The following is a 17453-nucleotide window of genomic DNA, read 5'->3' as shown; positions in this document are numbered from 1 at the left end:
CCCATAGCTTTGAGCTATGCGTCTCAGATCGCCAAACGTCGTGCAGGTGCCGCGCTGGCAAGCCTCAGCGGTTTGCGCTTCCGGTCGCCAAACGCGGTGCGATTGCCGCTTCGGCAGGCCTCAGCGGTTTGCGCCCGGAACCCACAAAACATCGCTGCGCCCATCGTCATTAGCGATGCGCGAGGCGACGAAAAACCAGTCCGAAAGCCGGTTCAGGTACTTTTGCACCGCCGGATTGATTTCTTCAGCCCCCGACAGGGCCACGGTCAGGCGTTCGGCCCGGCGGCTGACTGTACGGCACAGATGCAGATGCGCCGCCAACGCCGACCCGCCCGGCAATACAAACGACCGCAGCGGCTCTAGCACCGTGTTCATCGCGTCGATCTCGGCTTCCAACCGGTCCACCTGCGCTTGGGTCACCCGCAGCGGTGGATAGGCAGCTTCAGCGTCCTTGCTGTGATCGGGGCGGCACAGATCCGCCCCCAGATCGAACAGATCGTTCTGCACCGCCGCCAGTTGCGCATCCATCGCGCCGGTGGCGTGCAGCCGCGCCAGTCCGATGGTGGCGTTGGTCTCGTCCACCGTGCCATAGGCCTCGACCCGCAGATCGTGCTTGGCCACCCGCGTACCGTTGCCAAGCGCCGTTTGTCCGGCATCGCCGGTGCGGGTGTAAATCCGATTTAAGACGACCATCACTGACCCCCGATCTGGCGATAGGCGACAAAGCCCAATATCAGCAGCACCGCGAAGAATTGGGCACCAATGCGATAACGCATGATCCGGTTGGCGTGCTTGCGGTTAAACTCGCCACCCTTGGCGAATGTGCCGATGCCCACCATCAGGATCACGAAGACCACAAGAACGGCAAGGGCAACGACGATGAAGAGAGGATCATTGGTCATGGCGTGCTTCCTTTTCTGAGCCTGACATAGGGCCGGACGGCCCAAAAGCGAACCCGCAATGCGCCGCGTCAGGCCCGATGCAACAGCCAATCCAAAGCCGCTTCTGGCAGCACCCGCTTGGCCACCGCCATCGCCCGGGTCGGCACCGTCACCCGATAGCGCCGCCGCGGTCTCCGCGCCGTCAGGGCGTGGATCAGCGCATCGGTCACAGCCGCAGGCGGCAACTCAAACCCCTTGCCCGGTTTGGGCCGGGCACGCAGCCATGGGATCAACCGATCCCGATAGGCGTCGGCGCGCGGGCTGGCCTGCCAATCGATCCAGCGCTCGAATTGCAGGGTCGCATTGATCCGAAACCGGGTGGTAATCGGCCCCGGCTCAATCAAACTGACGGCAATCCCCACATCGCGCATTTCCATGCGCAGCACATCGCCATAGCCTTCCAGCGCGTATTTCGTCGCCACATAGGCACCGCGCCACTTGGTCGGCACAAAGCCCAGCACCGACGACACCAGCACGATCCGCCCGTGCATCTGATCCGCACCCGCCGTCTGTGCCCGCATCACCGGCAGCACCAAACGGGTCAACTCGTGCCAGCCAAACAGATTGGCCTCAAAAATCGCCCGCAGCCCGTCGGTCGGCAGGTCCTCTAATGCGCCGGGGATCGCATAGGCGCCGTTGTGATACAGCGCGTCCAGCCGCCCGCCCGTCTCGGCCAATATTTCCGTCACCGCTGCGGCGATGCTGTCCGGGTCCTCGTAATCTAAGCGCGGCGCCCGCAGGCCTTCAGCCTCAAGCCGGGCGCAATCCTCGGCCTTGCGGCAGCACGCGAATACTTGCCAGCCGTCTGTGGCCAGCCGCCGTGCAGCATCCAGACCAATTCCAGACGAACAGCCCGTAATCAGGATCGAGCGGGTCCCTGTGTCAGACATCCGGGCCTCAGTTCGACTGCATCAGCAGAAAATCGGTCGCCATATAGACCGTGTTGCCGGTGGCCGGGTCGCGAATCGCGCTCCAGCCCGGCACCGGCGTGCCGGTGACTTCCACCAGATCGCCCTCAGACGCCCGGCCAACCACCGCTTCGGCCGTAGACGGGCCCGCCCGCAGGTTCACCGCCGTCGCAGTCACCCGCGCCATTGGCCGCGCCGTGCTGCCGGAAGGCCCAGTGTCGGTGGCAGCCGGGGCCGGGGCGTCCGGCGCTGTCTGTGCGGTCACTGGTGGTGGGGCCTCTGGGCGGCGCAACGGTTGGGCCGGATCTTCCGCCATGCGCGCCCGCACCCCATCCGCCAAGGACAACGCGTCCGAACCACTGTCGAATGACAGGCCAGACATGCCAAGGCCGGGCAGCACGACGGGCGCGTCGTCCTCGGCTTCGGCGGCCACTTCACTTTCAGCTTCGGCCTCCGCCATGGTCTGACCGGTCGGCGCAGCATCCGGGGCCATCGACGCCACCGGGGCATCCGAAGCTGAGGGCGCTGCCGGAGGTGCCGGTGCAATGTCGGCCTGAGGCTCAGGGCTAGGGTCCGGCGCAGTTGCGGCGCGGTCGGCCTCGGGCGGGGCTGGCGCGTCAGGCGCCGTCGTCCCGGTCTGCCCTCCTGCCCCTGTTGCGGTACGGCTGCGGCTCGGACCGTCGGAATCCCCGGCCAGATACATGGCCATGAATATCAGCCCCGCCAACAAGATCGTCAATTTCAGTGCCATTCAGCCTCGCCCCCCGCGCATCCTCAGGTCCATGCGTATCCCATTCTCACACCACAACGCGACCTTACCGTGATTCGGTCCACGGGCCGCGTGTCGTTTTTGCCCCGGTCCATACGCTGTGGCCGCTTTACCGGGCCGGGTCCAGCCGCTATTAGCCAGCCATGAGCGACCCAGACCTGCCCCCCGACGTGCCGACCAGCACCCCATCTGACATCACCGAGCCGCTTCGTCGCGCCCTCGGCAGTCGCTACCTGACCTATGCTCTGTCCACCATCATGCACCGGGCGCTGCCCGACGCACGGGACGGGCTAAAGCCGGTCCACCGCCGCATCTTGTATGCGATGCGGGAATTGCGCCTGTCGCCCACTGGCGGCTTCCGCAAATCGGCCAAGATCTCGGGCGACGTGATGGGCAACTATCACCCGCACGGCGATGCCGCGATCTATGATGCCATGGCGCGTTTGGCGCAGGATTTCGCAGTGCGCTATCCGCTGGTCGACGGTCAGGGCAATTTCGGCAATATCGACGGCGATAATCCGGCCGCCTCGCGCTATACCGAGGCCCGCCTGACCGCCGCCGCCGAAGCCCTGATGGAAGGGCTGAACGAGGACGCCGTCGATTTTCGCGAAAACTATGACGGCACCCTGACTGAACCTGCAGTCTTGCCAGCGGCCTATCCCAACCTGTTGGCCAACGGCTCCAGCGGGATTGCGGTGGGCATGGCCACCAACATTCCGCCGCATAATATCGGGGAATTGGTCGAGGCCTGCCTGCATCTGATCAAATCGCCCAATGCCCTTGATGAGACCCTCGTCAATCACATCCCCGGACCGGACTTCCCCACCGGCGGCGTGATTGTTGAACCACCTGAAACCATCCTTGAAACCTATCGCACCGGGCGCGGCGCTTTCCGCCTGCGCTCGCGCTGGGAGATTGAGGATCTGGGCCGGGGCCAGTGGCAGATCATCGTCACCGAGATCCCCTATCAGGTGCAGAAGTCCAAGCTGATCGAAAAGCTGGCCGAGCTGATCCAGTCGAAACGGGCCCCGATTCTGGCCGATGTTCGCGACGAATCGGCTGATGACATTCGCATCGTGCTGGAACCCCGCTCGCGCAATGTCGAGGCCGAGGTGCTGATGGCCACCCTGTTCCGGCTGTCCGAACTGGAAACCCGGTTCTCGATGAACATGAACGTGCTGATTGACGGGCGCACGCCCAAGGTCTGCTCGCTCAAGGAAGTGCTGCGCGCCTTTCTGGATCACCGCCAAGAAGTGCTGCAACGACGGTCGCGGTTCCGGCTTGGCAAGATCGACCACCGGTTGGAAGTGCTGGAAGGCTATATCATCGCCTTCCTCAACCTCGACCGCGTGATCGAAATCATCCGCACCATGGACGAGCCCAAGCCGGTGATGATGGCCGAGTTCCATCTCAGCGATGTCCAAGCCGAAGCCATTTTGAACATGCGTCTGCGCAGCCTGCGCCGTCTCGAAGAAATGGAGCTGCGCAACGAACGCGACGCCCTGATGGCCGAGCGCGCTGGTTTGGTCGATCTGCTCGACAGCGAAGACCTGCAATGGGCCCATATCGCCGGACAACTGCGCGAGATCCGCAAGACCTTCGGCGCGAACAGCCCGAACGGGGCCCGGCGCAGCACCTTCGCGCGGGCCATCGAAATCGCGGAAATGCCGATTGAGGCGATGATCGACCGGGAACCGGTGACCATCGTTTGCTCAAAGATGGGCTGGATTCGGGCGATGAAAGGCCATGTCGCCCTCGATCAGACCCCGAAATTCAAGGATGGCGACGAAGGCCGCTTCCTGTTCCACGCCGAAACCACCGACCGCTTGCTGTTGTTCGGGGCCAACGGGCGGTTCTACACCCTGTCCGTTTCCAGCCTGCCCGGTGGGCGCGGCATGGGTGAACCGGTCCGCCTGATGGTCGATCTGCCCAATGATGCCGAAATCGTGGCCCTGTTTATTCATCAGCCCGGGCGGCGCCTGCTGGTGGCCTCGACCTCCGGCGACGGCTTTGTCGTGCCCGAGGATGACGTGCTGGCCCAGACCCGGACCGGACGGCAGGTGTTGAATGTCCGCGCCCCGTCCCGGGCGCTGCTGTGCAAACCGGTGCGCGGCGATCACGTGGCCAGTGTCGGTGACAACCGCAAGCTGCTGGTTTTCCCGGTCTCCGATCTGCCCGAGATGGGCCGCGGCAAAGGCGTGCGGATGCAGAAGTTCAAGGATGGTGGCCTGTGTGATGTCATCACCTTCACCCTTGCCGACGGCCTCAGCTGGAAAGACCCCGCCGGACGCACCCGGCTGGAGGCCAATCTGGAAGAATGGACGGGCGCGCGCGCCGGAACTGGCCGAATGGCGCCGCGCGGCTTCCCCCGGAACAACCGGTTCACCTCGTAAGCTGACCGGCGCACAATCGCAGAGGGCCGGCACCGGCCTTCTGCCCCCGCACAGTTGCCCGGCGCAGGCACCCTGCAACACGGCGGCGTCGAAACATTGTCCGAAAATTAGCGGTCAGATCGCGGCCCGAACGGCGATCAGCGCCCGGATGCAGGCGGCGTGCCTTCGGCATCCGCGTCGGTCAGGGTCAGGGTCCGCTCGCGCAGCCACGCCATGAACCCGCGCGGATCGCCGCGCCAGCGGGCGCAATCCTCGGGCAAGATCGGCGCGCCCACCACAGGTTTCTGCGGCTGGTTCAGCGCATGCACAACCTCGTGGATCAACAGCCCCTGACGCAGGGTCGCCGAAATCCGGTTGGCAATCTGATAGGTCCGGCTGTTCTGCCCGGGGAAATATACCGGCACCACCGTCGCGCCGCTGCGCAGGATCATCTTGGCGGTAAACGCGTTCCAGTCGGCCTCAATGGCCGGGCCGAACAGGCTGTGCGAGCTGGCCACCACACCCGACGGAAACAGCACGATGACGCCGCCCAGCCCCAAGTGATCCATCGCCCGCTGGCGCATCGCCAAATTCTGCTGCAACGCGTCTTCTTCATGCACGAACGGCACCGGGATCATATAGCGTTTGACCTCGTCGACGCTGGCCAGCAGCGACCGGGTCAGAATTTTGTAATCATCGCGCACCCGCCCGATCATCTCGGCCAGAACCATGCCATCCACCAAGCCATGCGGATGGTTCGCCACGATCACCACCGGCCCGTCCGCCGGAATATTACGGATTTGCGCCTCAGGCGTCTTCAGTTCAATCCCCATGACCGCCAAGGCCCGCGACCAGAAGGCCTGTCCTTGCGGCACACCATCCCGTTCGAACCGGCGGATCAGGCGCAGCAATGTCAGCTTGCCGGTCGTCCATTCCAAGACCTTGATCGCAAAGGCATGAACAGGACTGTCAAAGGTCGACGCATACGACAGCTTGCGCTTGTCATAAGGCACATAGTCCGACGGCGGCGCCGCCGGGTGGCCGACCCGATCAACCATCGGCGTTCACACGCCCGAAGGCGCGCCCAAAGGCAGTGTAGCGGATCATGTTAAAACTCTTCGCCAAAGCGATTCGCCACCAGTTGTTCCAGCGCGTCAGACAGGGCCAACGCTTCGGCCCCCCGGGTCCGCACCTCAATACTGGTGCCCAGTGACGCGCCCAGCATCAGCAGGCCCATGATGCTGTCCCCCGAGGCACTGAGCCCATCGCGCAGGACTTCGGCATCGGCGTCATGGGCATCCACCACCTCGACCATACGGGCCGACGCACGGGCGTGAAGCCCCTTCTGGTTGATGATTTTCAAGGTCTTGGTAATTGGATCAGTCATACTGTTGCCGTCAATTGCCGAAAGCGTCGAAGCAATCAAGGTATTTCCGCCCATCTTGCACCGCCCGGGTCACCGCGTCGCGCAGGGGAAGATGCCGGACACGGACCATTTTGACCAACATTGGCAGGTTCGCACCATAGACAATCAGCCGATCCGGCCGGTCACACGCCGGCAAAGACAGATTCGACGGCGAGCCGCCGAACATGTCCACCACCACCACCACACCTGCCCCACAATCGACCTGCGCGGTCGCTTCAAGGATCTCGCGCGCCTTGGCGACGCGGTCTTCCTGCACTCCGATTGAAATGGCCCGAATCGCCGCCTGTTTGCCCAGAACATGCTCAACCGTGGCCAGAAATTCGCGGGCCAAACCGCCATGCGCCACCAGGACTATGCCGATCATCCGGGGACTCCTGTCTTGGCGGTCCGGGCTGCCTCGGATGCGGCACCAATCTGGCCACGGCGCTCCAGTTCGTGATGGCGCAGCGACACCGCCCAACCTTGCGCCCGCAGACTGGCGGCAATGCCTTCAGCCATGGCCACCGACCGGTGCTGGCCGCCAGTGCAGCCGAAGCCGATCGACAAATGCGCCTTGCCCTCTTCGATATAGGCCGGCAGCAGGAACTCGGCCAGATCAAGGGTCTTGTCGAAAAACCCCGAGAACCGGGCGTCGGTGGCGATATGGGCCACCACCTGCGGATCGCGCCCATCCAGCGGTCGCAACGCCGGCTCCCAATGGGGGTTCTTCAGAAAACGGCAATCGAAGGCCATGTCGATCCCCGGCGGCAAGCCGCGCTTGTAAGAGAAGGAATGCACCGTCACTGCCAGCCGCTGCGGCCCCCCCGGATCGAACCAACGGGCCAATTCGGCACGCAGATCATGCGGTGTCAGGTCCGAGGTATCGATCAACAGATCGGCATTGCGCCGAATCGGCGCAAGCAGCGCCAGTTCTCGGTCGATCCCCAGTTGCGGGCTGTCTTCCGGGGCCATGGGATGGCGGCGCCGGGTTTCTGAAAAGCGGCGCAACAACACGTCCGGACTGCAATCGAGGTACAATATCTCCAGCGCGGCCTCTCGGGCGCGCAGGGTCTGCACCATCTGCAAGAAGCCGTTGGTGCTGAAATCGCGATTGCGGACATCAATGCCCAGCACGAGGGTCCGGGTCAGCGCCGGTCCTTCCAACAGCCGCGGCACCAGACTGAGCGGCAGGTTGTCGATCGCCTCGCAATCCAGATCTTCCAGCACCTTAACCGCGGTGGAGCGCCCTGCCCCGGACGGTCCGGTGACCAGAACGATGCGGAATTGGGCGGCGTTGGTGGCGGCGATGTCCGCAGTCTCGTCCCGTATCACGTCAAGGCCCCTGCCTGCCCTTTGGCATATTGGATCAGGGCCTGCGGGAAATGCGGACCCTGTGGCCGGGACATCACGGTGATGCTGCGCCCCAGCACCTGACGCTGGCGCGGCACCGGCAGACGCTCAGTCTCGACGTGGGCCAGATCAACGATCAAGTGCAGTTCCGTCGGGCCAGTCAGACAGACCGGCAACAGACCGACGCCGCGGGCTTCAATCAACGCCGGCAGTGTCGCGGGCGCGGCGGCCAATACCGGACCGTCCCCAAACCGGCGCAACTCGGTCCGGTCATCGGCCACAAGCCCAGCCCCCAGCGCCAGAAGGTCCAGCGCAAGCGATGACTTCCCCGACCCCGACGGGCCCTCGATCAGGATCCCCAGCCCGTTCACCACCACTGTGCTGGCGTGCCATATCTCGGATCGTGCCGTCATCCTTGTCCAGATCTCCCGCAGTACAGTCGCTGGAATACCCCAAAGGGCCAGCCGCCCCGTGGGCGTTATGCCGACATTAATCTTTTCGGCAAATGAAACCAGACTGCGTCGTACGTTTTTTGATCTCCCGTGACCGAAAGCCCCCTCTCTTTTGTTAGGCCGGTGCCCGATTGTCAGGATTGACGCGGATGGGCATAGCGATAACCGATGCCATACAGGGTTTCGATCGCCGCAAACTCAGGATCCACCGTGCGGATCTTCTTACGCAGCCGTTTGATGTGACTGTCGATGCTGCGATCCTCCACATCCCCTCCGTCGCCATAGGCCACATCCAGCAGCTGTTCGCGGGTTTTGACGTGACCGGGACGGCGGGCCAGCGCCTGAAGTACCCGAAATTCGGTCTGGGTCAGGGGCACCCGCCGCCCCTGCCACGTCACCAAATGACAGCGCGCGTCCATATTCAACGCCCCCTGCGCCAGAACCCGGTCATCGCTGCCGCGCCGATCCGGCAACTCTGATACCGGCGACAACCGATCCAACCAGCGCAGGATCCGCGCGACCAGCGGCTTGATCCGCACCGGCGGGCGCAGGTAATCATCCGCACCGGCCTGCCAACAGGCGATTTCCTCGCGGTCATCATCGCCATCCGCCAGCACCAAAAACGGCACCGCCCAACGGTCGCGATACTGCTGCACCACCGCCGCGCGCGGACCACTCACAGCGCTTAACTCCAAGACCACCAAATCGGGCGCTTTGGCCTTTGGCCCGTCATCCAAGCCGCCGCACTTGGCTTGCAACCGCGACGCGGCCTCGGCCTGCGCCCCAATCAATGGCACCAATCCCGCCGCCCGCAGCAGCGCGGCCAATTCACGACGAAACGCCCCATCCTGACAAATCAACGCCACACGGCGCGCCTCGACATCCGCACCCCTGCGGATGTCTGTGACTGAACTCCAGTCCATCATAACCCCCTGACACTCAACAACACCTCTCGTGCGAATCGCGCACCCCTGCCTCATTTGGCCCATAAAGCGGAAAGATTGCCTAAACGCGCCCCAAGCACAGGCGCTAACCATGGTTGCGCAAACATCGCCCGTGATTGCGCTAACTGTTGAAAAGACACTGTTTTTCGATACATCCGTCCTATAGGACTGCGGCAGGCGCCCCTCGCCGGGACGCCCAGCACGGCGGCGGCCATTGACAATTCCGGTCGCTACAGAGTGCGAAATGACAACATTCTTCGCCACCTAGGGCGATCGGGAGCACGCAAATGGGCAATGATCAGGTGATTCCATCCTTCGATCTGAAGGAACAGGGCATGACGGGGCTCGGCACGGTCTATTATAATCTTCTGGAACCGGCACTGATCGAACGGGCGCTGATCCGCGGCGAGGGCAAGCTGGGCCAAGGCGGCACTTTCCTCGTCTCCACCGGCAAATACACCGGTCGCTCGCCCAAGGACAAACACGTGGTCAAGACGGCCACCACCGCCGACACCATCTGGTGGGACAACAACGCCGAAATGTCGCCCGAGGGCTTCGCCGCCCTGCACACCGACATGCTGGACTACATGCAAGGCCGCGACCTGTTTGTGCAGGACCTCTATGCCGGTGCCGATCCGACCCTGCGCCTTGACGTGCGCATCGTCACCGAACTGGCATGGCACAGCCTGTTCTGCCGCCACCTGCTGCGCCGCCCCGAGATCGCCGAACTGGCCGAATTCCACCCGGATTTCACCATCATCAACTGCCCCGGCTTCAAGGCCGACCCGGCCCGTCACGACTGCAAAAGCGACACCGTGATTGCGATGAATTTCGACGAAAAGCTGATCCTGATCGGCGGCACTGAATATGCGGGTGAGAACAAGAAGTCGGTCTTCACCCTGCTGAACTACTTGCTGCCCGACAAGGGCGTCATGCCGATGCACTGCTCGGCCAACCACGCCCCCGGCAACCCGGTCGACACCGCGATCTTCTTCGGCCTTTCGGGCACCGGCAAGACCACGCTCTCGGCCGATCCTGACCGTACCCTGATTGGCGATGACGAACACGGCTGGTCGGATCGCGGCACCTTCAACTTCGAAGGCGGCTGCTATGCCAAGACCATCTCGCTCAGCCCCAAGGCCGAGCCGGAAATTTATGCCACAACCCAACGCTTCGGCACCGTGATTGAGAACATGGTCTACGATCCCTACACCATGGATCTGGATTTCGAGGATGACAGCCTGACGCCGAACATGCGTTGCGCCTATCCCCTCGACTACATCTCCAACGCCTCGGACACGGCGCTTGGCGGCCACCCCAAGAACATCATCATGCTGACCTGCGATGCGTTCGGGGTTCTGCCGCCGATCAGCCGCCTGACCCCGGCGCAGGCCATGTACCACTTCTTGTCCGGCTTCACCTCGCGCATGGCCGGGACCGAGCGCGGCGTCACCGAACCGTCGCCGGTGTTCTCGACCTGCTTCGGCGCGCCGTTCATGCCCCGCCGCCCCGAGGTCTATGGCAACCTGCTGCGCGAAAAGATCGCCAAGCACGGCGCAACCTGCTGGCTGGTCAACACCGGCTGGACCGGCGGCGCCTTTGGCACCGGATCGCGCATGCCGATCAAGGCAACCCGGGCCCTGCTGACCGCCGCCCTCGACGGCTCGCTGCACGAGGCGACCTTCCGCAAGGACCCCAACTTCGGCTTCGACGTGCCCGTGACGGTGGCCGGGGTCGACAGCGGCCTGCTCGATCCACGCTCCACCTGGACCGACAAAAAGGCCTATGACGCCCAGGCCCAGAAACTGGTCGAAATGTTCGCCGAGAACTTCGACCAATACCTCGCGTATATCGACGAAGACGTCAAAGCCGCCGCCATCGGGTAACCGTGACGGCCAGCGCCACCAGCAACGCCCCGGCCCGTGCGGTCGGGGCGTTTGCGTTTGGGACACTCCGCTGCGCGGGTCACCACCGTCGCAGCAAGGCCCTTCAGCAACGCGGCGAATTTCTCAGCTTGAAAACGCGCAGCCCGGCTCGTAGCCTCAGACATCAGTTCAGCTCAAGTCCGGAGCCTAGATGCAAAAGATTGCCGCCATCGCCTGACCCTCTCAACGGGATTGGGTCATCGCGCCCCCACCGGCTTCGGTGCGGGTCATGCAATCTTTCGATCTAAAGAAAGCTCACTGATGCAAATTCCTTCCACCATCCGCGTCGAACAAAGTGGCGATTTCGCGGCGGTTCACGCCCTTCACGATGCCGCATTCGATCACAATCCGGCCATCTCGGCCCTCGTCTGCGACCTCAGAACCCTAGACGCGCCCTTTCCGGTCATCTCGCTGGTGGCGGTCGACGATTCGGACACGCCGAAAGGCCATGTGATGCTGACGCATGCATGGCTCGACGCTTGGGATCGGATGATCGATGTCATGGTCCTGTCGCCCTTGGGGGTTCATCCCGACGCGCAAGGTCAGGGGATTGGAACCGACCTCATCGACGCGGCCTTACGGGACGCCGACAAGTTGGCGGTGCCCATCGTCTTCCTTGAAGGCAACAACAAGTATTATGGCCCGCGCGGGTTCAAACCGGCAGTCACTCTGAACATCCGCCGCCCATCGTTGCGGATGCCCGACATGGCGTTTCAGATGAAACCTCTGTCGGCCTACACACCCGACATGACCGGGTCCTTTGTCTACCGCGATGTGCATTGGACACACGGCGTGGGCCTGTATCGCTAGCAGCGGCTATGGCGGCGTCCGCGAGTCAGTACCCGCGGGCGTCGCCGATCGGCCCTTGCGCCACGTATGGCGCAACGGGTTCCGTCCCGGCCCAGCACCCCTGCCTCACGCGTGCCGTCAGCCGAAGCCAACAATCCCCCGCCGCACCAGATTGGCGCCGACCACCAGCAACGCACACAGCATCACCTTGCGGAACCGCGCCTGATCCAGCCGGTCTTGCACCAATTGCCCAATCATCATGCCGATCACCATCGGCGGCACCATCGCGAAGGACAGCGGCAGGGTCGCACCGTTCAGCACCCCGGACCGCAGATGCGCAAACAGCAGCACGATGGCCCCGCCCAGATAGACCACGCCCTGCACCCGAAGCGCACGCTCCTTGTCCGCACCGATCGCGGCCAGATAGGCCACCGTCGGCGGCCCCCAAACCCCAGACACGCCGCCCGAAAACCCGGCAATGCCGCCGATCACCACATCGGCCAACCGCCGCCGCGCATCCGGGATCGCCGGAATCCAGCCGATCAGCATCACCGCCGCGAAAAACGTAATTGGCACCCCGAGGCACAGAAACAGCACCGGCTGCGGCAACACCCGCACCAGTTGCGCCGACAGCCCGATCATCACCAGCACCATACCGATATACCAGCGGAACTCCTTTAAAATACTAAAGGCATGACCCACCCCGCCCCGGAATGCCTGCCAGATATTGGCGATCAATGTCGGCACGATCAGCGCGCCAAGCGCTTGTTCCCCGGGCAGAAACAAGGTCAGACCGGAAATCATCAGCATCGGCATGGCAAAGCCGATCGCGCCTTTCACAAAACTTGCGCCCAGCGTCACCGCCACCGCAGCAATCAGCACCTCAGGCGATAATAACGACACATCCATCCGACCACACACTCCACACTGTTTGGTTCTGAATGCCCGATCCGGCCCGGGTCCGCAGAAATTATTACAGTTACAATCATGCGAATATGGACAGTCTTTTGAAAATATGTTTCGCTGCGGCTGCAAAGCGACGATCCAGACCGTGAGCCTCAGAAGGACCCCTGCCATGCCCCATGACGGACAGCCGCGCGTCGGCGCGACCCCTGCCCCGGTGATCCTGCCCGACCTTCTGGACCTCACCGCCGCCGCCCTGCCCGCCGTCGCCGCGCTGATGACCGTGGCCACCGCCCGGGTCCGCACGCTGGTCACCGCCGAGGGCCGCGTCTCCGCCCCCCTGATCGAGGCGCATCAAACCGCCGCCCATGGCCTTGCGTGGCTCGCCACCTATGACATGGCGCTGCAACAAATGCAGGCTTGGGCGACCCGCCTTCACGACGACGGCAAGTTCTCCGAGATCGAACAGCTGATCCACCAGATCGCCTTTGGCGAATACCTCGCCCAGATCGCGGGCGGCATCCCGATGAACCAGGGCGAAATCCTTCGCCTCTCAGACCTCGGCCTCACCACCACCGAGATCGCCCCCCTCACCGATCCCGCCGTGCAAACCCTTGCCACCACCGGCAATTCCCAAGCCGCCCGCACCCGCCTCGTGGCGCTGATGCAGGACCAGTCCGCCAACACCACGGTCGGGGCCACCGGTCTCGACGACGAACTGGAAATGATCCGCGACCAGTTCCGCCGTTTCGCCGTCGACAAGGTCATCCCTGACGCCCATGACTGGCACCTCAAGGACGCACTGATCCCGATGTCGATCATCACCGATCTGGCCGACATGGGCGTGTTCGGCCTGACCATCCCGGAAGAATTCGGCGGGCTCGGCCTCAGCAAAGCCTCCATGGTGGTGGTCTCGGAAGAATTATCGCGCGGTTATATCGGCGTTGGCTCCCTCGGCACCCGCTCGGAAATCGCGGCCGAGCTGATCCTCTGCGGCGGCACCGACGCGCAAAAAGACCACTGGCTGCCGCGCATCGCCAGCGGAGAGATCCTGCCCACCGCCGTCTTCACCGAACCCAACACCGGCTCCGACCTCGGGGCCCTGCGCACCCGCGCCACCAAATCCGGCGCGGACTGGGCGATCACCGGCAACAAGACCTGGATCACCCACGCCGGCCGCGCCAACATCATGACCCTGCTCGCTCGCACCGATCCGGGCAGCACCGACCACCGCGGCCTGTCGATGTTTCTGGCCGAGAAAACCCCCGGCACAGAGGCCGACCCCTTCCCCACTCCGGGCATGACCGGCGGCGAGATCGAGGTTTTAGGCTATCGCGGCATGAAGGAATACGAGCTGGCCTTCGATGGCTTCACCGTCACGGGCGACAACCTGCTGGGCGGCGAGGCGGGCCGCGGCTTCAAACAACTGATGGAAACGTTTGAATCCGCCCGCATCCAGACCGCCGCCCGTGCCATCGGCGTCGCGCAATCCGCCCTCGACATCTCGATGCAATACGCCATCGACCGCAAACAATTCGGCAAATCCCTGATCGCCTTCCCCCGCGTCTCGGGTAAACTGGCGATGATGGCGGTCGAGATCATGGTCGCGCGCCAGCTCACCTATTTCTCGGCCTGGGAGAAAGACCACGGCCACCGCTGCGATCTGGAGGCCGGCATGGCCAAACTCCTCGCCGCCCGCGTCGCCTGGGCCGCTGCCGATAACGGCCTACAAATCCACGGCGGCAACGGCTTCGCGCTGGAATACACCATCAGCCGAATCTTGTGCGACGCCCGGATCCTGAACATTTTTGAAGGCGCGGCAGAGATTCAGGCGCAGGTCATTGCGCGGCGGCTTTTGGTGTGAGGCGCGCCGGGAAAACGGTTCGGCGGGCGATTTCGCTTGCGGCCTCGCAGTGAAAACCCTTTATTGAATATGATAACTTGCTCCGAATAGTTAAAGCAAACGAGCGCAGCGAAACACGCTGATCAGACAAGATCCCAAGACATAAGCATCTAAATATTTCCGTCAATTAAGCGTGAAAACACATGCTAAATATTAATCAGTTTGACACCACCGAGGACCTACCAAAATTTTATCTACCCGTTTTAAATTTAAAAATGGGAAATTTAAACACAGGCCCAGTTGAGATTCCAGTCTCTTATGGAAGTAATTGGGAAGTAATTTTTCATTTAGGAGAATTCGCTTCATACCTCGACGCGGTCAAAGATTTTTTTTCCGAAATTTATACCGCGAGCATAAGTCTCGAGACCTTAAATAGTCCTGTCGAGCTTATGATTTCAAAACGAAAACTAAGTTCTGAAAAAGACCGAGTAGTCATCGAGGCGCGCGCCCGGACAGAGCCTATTTTACTAGCGCACTCGACCTCAGGGATTGGATTTAAGGCAGTTCTAATCTCCGCGCCGACGTTCTTACAAAAACCGATCACCTTGCGCGACGCGCACTCAAACGAATTTGAGATCACGCCACCAACGTCCAAAGACTGCACGACATGTATTGTATCTTCAAGCCAAAATGTGGTTTCCGAAAATTTGCTCGGAAACCTGCAATCTTTTTTAACGTTTCTCACATTTGTTAAGGGATCCCATAGTGGATTTGGAAATTTAACCGCCTCAAGCGAAAATGGAGAAGCCGCTATAGAGCTAATTGGTTTCACCAAAAACGACTCAGACAAAAGGCAGACCAACTGGTTCGACGTTGAAGTGCAGAACCATCTTCCAGAAGTATTTTTTGCCTTCTCCAGTTCAATGACGGATGCTGCAGCAAAACACGCCCTCCGCCAGTCAATTAACTTTTATCGCGCGTCTAATGCTTCGCGCGGTGTGTCGTTAGAGATGTCAATAATTGCTGCGCACACCGCTCTTGAAGCGATAGTAAATTTTATTTTGGAGTCAAAAGCCGGCTGGACAAAAAACAAGTCTCTTGAGAAAATCCCCTTCTCCGACAAGTTACGTGCCGCAACTGCGTTCTATGGACTTCAAGGAGATCCTCTCGAACACAGCCCAAATCTTCTTAAACTCTCAAGTAGCAGACAAAATCAAGACGCGTTCGAATTGATATCCTTTTTCAGAAACAAACTTGTACATCAAGATCCGAAACTTATTCCATCAGGAACTCAACTGCTCGAAATTTGGCTTGTTGCTCAGTGGTTGGTTGAGATCCTTGTATTTGGAGTAATTGGTCACTGAGGAAAGATAGTCGATCGACGCATATACTCGGGATGGCGGGGAGCAACCTGTCAGATCCCGCTTTCACGATAGGGCACCGCTTTATCCGGCCCCTCACCCCCGCTCCTCCTCCTTAAACCGCTCATACGCCGCCTCAGCCTCGCGGACCTCCGCGATCTTCATCTGGGCATAGGTCGCCAAGATCCGGTTGATCCGGGCCTGATACCCGGCCCCTTGCGCCCGATAGAACTTGGCGACGCTGTCATCCAGCATCAGCGTCACCTTGGTCTTCTTCTCCCAGACGTCCACATCCGCCTCCAGCGTGTCCCACGCCTCGGGCACCGTCTCGCGCAGGAACAGGAACGGCGCCTCTGCCTCCGCCGACAGCTCATTCGCCGAGGCCAGCAACCGCTCATAGGCCAGCCGCCGGGTTTTGGTCCAACCGGCTTGCGGCCCCCGGCGGTAATGCGGCGCGGTGCGGTCACGGCTGGGGGTGCGGGCGGGCTTGGCAGGCATGGCGGCTCTCCGGGTGCGGCAATCTCTGGGCTCACCCTAGCCCGACACAGGTTAACAACGTCTCAGCCCAGCGTGCGCCCGGTCCGACGAAAGTCCGATCAAAGTCCGACGGTATCCCCCTGTGTCAGCGTAGTTGTCCGCCGCTCTATTTTTCCTCTACATTTTCGGCGGGCCAGATAGGACGATGACGTGGGATATTCACCCGAACGAAAGGCGGCCGTTCTGAAGCGGATGCTGCCACCAAACAACGTCCCTGTGCGGCAGCTGTCGCAAGAAGAAGGGATATCTGAGGCGACACTGCATAAATGGCGCACGGCGGCGCGTGGCAAGGGGCAGCTACTGCCGGATGCAGAAACTGGTCCTGAGGGCTGGTCTTCGCGTGACAAGTTCGCGGCGGTGCTGGAAACGGCAGCGCTGAACGAGGCTGATCTGGCCGAATATTGCCGCAAACGCGGGCTCTATCCGGCACAGATCACAGCATGGCGGTCAGCTTGTGAACAGGCGAACGATTGGGATCGCACCAGCACAGCGCGCCTTGGTCTGGCCACAAAGGAAGAGAAGAAACGGATCAAGGAGCTGGAACGCGACCTTGCCCGAAAGGATCGCGCCTTGGCCGAGACAGCGGCGCTTCTGGTTCTCAGAAAAAAGGCGGCGGCGATTTGGGGGGGCGACGAGGACGCATGATCAGCACCCCACATCGCCAAACAGCCATTGCCCTGATCGATGAGGCTGTCTGTGCTGGTGCGCGACGCCCCAATGCCTGTGTCGAGCTGGAAATCAGCGATCGCACCCTGCGCCGCTGGAGGAAAGACGGCCTGGTTCGCGCCGATCAACGCCCCCTCGTGCTGCGCCCGGAACCGGCCAACAAGCTGAGCGCGGATGAACGCGCCGCCGTGCTGGATGTCTGTAATTCAATGGAATTCGCAAGCCTCCCACCCAGCCAAATCGTACCGAAACTGGCGGATCAGGGGCAGTATCTGGCGTCTGAGTCCA

At 62.0% G+C, this 17453-nt stretch carries 19 protein-coding genes; 7 read left to right on the top strand and 12 right to left on the bottom strand.

Annotation, left to right across the window (positions count from 1 at the left end):
- Nucleotides 1-120: 120 nt before the first annotated feature.
- The 4 genes from BV911_RS08765 to BV911_RS08750 form a co-directional block, all read right to left on the bottom strand.
- Nucleotides 121-693, bottom strand: a complete 573-nt coding sequence (locus BV911_RS08765) for a cob(I)yrinic acid a,c-diamide adenosyltransferase (protein WP_086053231.1) — start codon at nt 691-693, stop codon at nt 121-123.
- Nucleotides 693-902 carry a twin transmembrane helix small protein gene (locus BV911_RS08760; RefSeq protein WP_086053230.1) on the bottom strand — a complete coding sequence of 70 codons (210 nt, stop codon included), beginning with the start codon at nt 900-902 and terminating at the stop codon, nt 693-695. Before BV911_RS08760 ends, BV911_RS08765 begins: the two co-directional genes overlap by 1 nt.
- Nucleotides 903-970: 68 nt before the next feature.
- Nucleotides 971-1831, bottom strand: coding sequence for an SDR family NAD(P)-dependent oxidoreductase (locus tag BV911_RS08755; RefSeq protein ID WP_086053229.1), 861 nt, complete (start codon nt 1829-1831; stop codon nt 971-973).
- Nucleotides 1832-1838: 7 nt separating this feature from the next.
- On the bottom strand, nt 1839-2600 hold the full coding sequence (locus BV911_RS08750; protein ID WP_086053228.1) for an SH3 domain-containing protein: 762 nt from the start codon (nt 2598-2600) through the stop codon (nt 1839-1841).
- A gap of 161 nt (nt 2601-2761) precedes the next feature.
- Between BV911_RS08750 and parC the strand changes: the two genes are divergently transcribed.
- Nucleotides 2762-5011, top strand: a complete 2250-nt coding sequence (gene parC / locus BV911_RS08745) for a DNA topoisomerase IV subunit A (protein WP_086053227.1) — start codon at nt 2762-2764, stop codon at nt 5009-5011.
- 137 nt (nt 5012-5148) lie between these two features.
- On the opposite strand, the gene BV911_RS08740 is transcribed toward parC, so the two are convergent.
- The 6 genes from BV911_RS08740 to BV911_RS20320 all read right to left on the bottom strand — a co-directional run bounded on the left by BV911_RS08740 (nt 5149) and on the right by BV911_RS20320 (nt 9120).
- Nucleotides 5149-6048, bottom strand: a complete 900-nt coding sequence (locus BV911_RS08740) for a lysophospholipid acyltransferase family protein (RefSeq protein ID WP_086053226.1) — start codon at nt 6046-6048, stop codon at nt 5149-5151.
- Nucleotides 6049-6098: 50 nt separating this feature from the next.
- Nucleotides 6099-6377, bottom strand: coding sequence for an HPr family phosphocarrier protein (locus BV911_RS08735; protein WP_086053225.1), 279 nt, complete (start codon nt 6375-6377; stop codon nt 6099-6101).
- Between the two features lie 10 nt (nt 6378-6387).
- Nucleotides 6388-6780 carry a PTS sugar transporter subunit IIA gene (locus BV911_RS08730; RefSeq protein WP_086053224.1) on the bottom strand — a complete coding sequence of 131 codons (393 nt, stop codon included), beginning with the start codon at nt 6778-6780 and terminating at the stop codon, nt 6388-6390.
- On the bottom strand, nt 6777-7724 hold the full coding sequence (rapZ, locus tag BV911_RS08725) for an RNase adapter RapZ (protein ID WP_240512206.1): 948 nt from the start codon (nt 7722-7724) through the stop codon (nt 6777-6779). The genes BV911_RS08730 and rapZ overlap by 4 nt, the downstream gene beginning before the upstream one ends.
- Nucleotides 7724-8158, bottom strand: coding sequence for an HPr kinase/phosphorylase (locus BV911_RS08720; protein WP_086053223.1), 435 nt, complete (start codon nt 8156-8158; stop codon nt 7724-7726). The genes rapZ and BV911_RS08720 overlap by 1 nt, the downstream gene beginning before the upstream one ends.
- 173 nt (nt 8159-8331) lie before the next feature.
- Nucleotides 8332-9120: a response regulator transcription factor gene (locus BV911_RS20320; RefSeq protein WP_168184024.1), complete on the bottom strand. Its 789-nt coding sequence runs from the start codon at nt 9118-9120 to the stop codon at nt 8332-8334.
- A 308-nt stretch (nt 9121-9428) separates the two neighbouring features.
- Between BV911_RS20320 and BV911_RS08710 the strand changes: the two genes are divergently transcribed.
- Both BV911_RS08710 and BV911_RS08705 read left to right on the top strand, forming a co-directional pair.
- Nucleotides 9429-11027 carry a phosphoenolpyruvate carboxykinase gene (locus BV911_RS08710; RefSeq protein ID WP_086053221.1) on the top strand — a complete coding sequence of 533 codons (1599 nt, stop codon included), beginning with the start codon at nt 9429-9431 and terminating at the stop codon, nt 11025-11027.
- Between the two features lie 300 nt (nt 11028-11327).
- Nucleotides 11328-11876 (top strand): GNAT family N-acetyltransferase, encoded by a 549-nt coding sequence (locus BV911_RS08705; protein ID WP_086053220.1) that lies wholly within the window; start codon nt 11328-11330, stop codon nt 11874-11876.
- A 117-nt stretch (nt 11877-11993) separates the two neighbouring features.
- Here the strand turns inward: BV911_RS08705 and BV911_RS08700 are convergent, their stop codons facing one another.
- Nucleotides 11994-12764 (bottom strand): sulfite exporter TauE/SafE family protein, encoded by a 771-nt coding sequence (locus BV911_RS08700; protein WP_086053219.1) that lies wholly within the window; start codon nt 12762-12764, stop codon nt 11994-11996.
- A 166-nt stretch (nt 12765-12930) separates the two neighbouring features.
- Between BV911_RS08700 and BV911_RS08695 the strand changes: the two genes are divergently transcribed.
- On the top strand, nt 12931-14622 hold the full coding sequence (locus BV911_RS08695; protein ID WP_086053218.1) for an acyl-CoA dehydrogenase family protein: 1692 nt from the start codon (nt 12931-12933) through the stop codon (nt 14620-14622).
- Nucleotides 14623-14804: 182 nt separating this feature from the next.
- A complete protein-coding gene (locus BV911_RS08690; RefSeq protein ID WP_086053217.1) occupies nt 14805-15965 on the top strand; it encodes a hypothetical protein in 1161 nt (386 codons plus the stop codon).
- Nucleotides 15966-16058: 93 nt separating this feature from the next.
- On the opposite strand, the gene BV911_RS08685 is transcribed toward BV911_RS08690, so the two are convergent.
- The gene (locus tag BV911_RS08685; protein ID WP_086053216.1) at nt 16059-16460 is read right to left on the bottom strand and encodes a BrnA antitoxin family protein; all 402 of its coding nucleotides are present in this window, start codon (nt 16458-16460) and stop codon (nt 16059-16061) included.
- Between the two features lie 189 nt (nt 16461-16649).
- Between BV911_RS08685 and BV911_RS08680 the strand changes: the two genes are divergently transcribed.
- Both BV911_RS08680 and BV911_RS08675 read left to right on the top strand, forming a co-directional pair.
- Nucleotides 16650-17144 carry a transposase gene (locus tag BV911_RS08680; protein ID WP_139840057.1) on the top strand — a complete coding sequence of 165 codons (495 nt, stop codon included), beginning with the start codon at nt 16650-16652 and terminating at the stop codon, nt 17142-17144.
- Nucleotides 17141-17453: helix-turn-helix domain-containing protein (locus BV911_RS08675; RefSeq protein ID WP_139840056.1), on the top strand; the 313-nt coding region annotated here is incomplete at its 3' end. The genes BV911_RS08680 and BV911_RS08675, both read left to right, overlap by 4 nt.

Source organism: Pseudoruegeria sp. SK021 (assembly GCF_002119405.1).
GTDB lineage: Bacteria > Pseudomonadota > Alphaproteobacteria > Rhodobacterales > Rhodobacteraceae > Meridianimarinicoccus.
This window is presented reverse-complemented; position numbering and strand designations above follow the sequence as displayed.

Bases quoted from the DNA above. Each gene is read 5' to 3' on its own strand.
- BV911_RS08700 (WP_086053219.1), bottom strand. From the start codon at position 12,764: ATGGATGTGTCGTTATTATCGCCTGAGGTGCTGATTGCTGCGGTGGCG.
- BV911_RS08685 (WP_086053216.1), bottom strand. From the start codon at position 16,460: ATGCCTGCCAAGCCCGCCCGCACCCCCAGCCGTGACCGCACCGCGCCG.
- BV911_RS08750 (WP_086053228.1), bottom strand. From the start codon at position 2,600: ATGGCACTGAAATTGACGATCTTGTTGGCGGGGCTGATATTCATGGCC.
- parC (WP_086053227.1), top strand. From the start codon at position 2,762: ATGAGCGACCCAGACCTGCCCCCCGACGTGCCGACCAGCACCCCATCT.
- BV911_RS20320 (WP_168184024.1), bottom strand. From the start codon at position 9,120: ATGGACTGGAGTTCAGTCACAGACATCCGCAGGGGTGCGGATGTCGAG.
- BV911_RS08690 (WP_086053217.1), top strand. From the start codon at position 14,805: ATGCTAAATATTAATCAGTTTGACACCACCGAGGACCTACCAAAATTT.
- BV911_RS08695 (WP_086053218.1), top strand. From the start codon at position 12,931: ATGCCCCATGACGGACAGCCGCGCGTCGGCGCGACCCCTGCCCCGGTG.
- BV911_RS08760 (WP_086053230.1), bottom strand. From the start codon at position 902: ATGACCAATGATCCTCTCTTCATCGTCGTTGCCCTTGCCGTTCTTGTG.
- BV911_RS08730 (WP_086053224.1), bottom strand. From the start codon at position 6,780: ATGATCGGCATAGTCCTGGTGGCGCATGGCGGTTTGGCCCGCGAATTT.
- BV911_RS08755 (WP_086053229.1), bottom strand. From the start codon at position 1,831: ATGTCTGACACAGGGACCCGCTCGATCCTGATTACGGGCTGTTCGTCT.
- BV911_RS08735 (WP_086053225.1), bottom strand. From the start codon at position 6,377: ATGACTGATCCAATTACCAAGACCTTGAAAATCATCAACCAGAAGGGG.
- BV911_RS08765 (WP_086053231.1), bottom strand. From the start codon at position 693: ATGGTCGTCTTAAATCGGATTTACACCCGCACCGGCGATGCCGGACAA.
- BV911_RS08740 (WP_086053226.1), bottom strand. From the start codon at position 6,048: ATGGTTGATCGGGTCGGCCACCCGGCGGCGCCGCCGTCGGACTATGTG.
- BV911_RS08720 (WP_086053223.1), bottom strand. From the start codon at position 8,158: ATGACGGCACGATCCGAGATATGGCACGCCAGCACAGTGGTGGTGAAC.
- BV911_RS08710 (WP_086053221.1), top strand. From the start codon at position 9,429: ATGGGCAATGATCAGGTGATTCCATCCTTCGATCTGAAGGAACAGGGC.
- BV911_RS08705 (WP_086053220.1), top strand. From the start codon at position 11,328: ATGCAAATTCCTTCCACCATCCGCGTCGAACAAAGTGGCGATTTCGCG.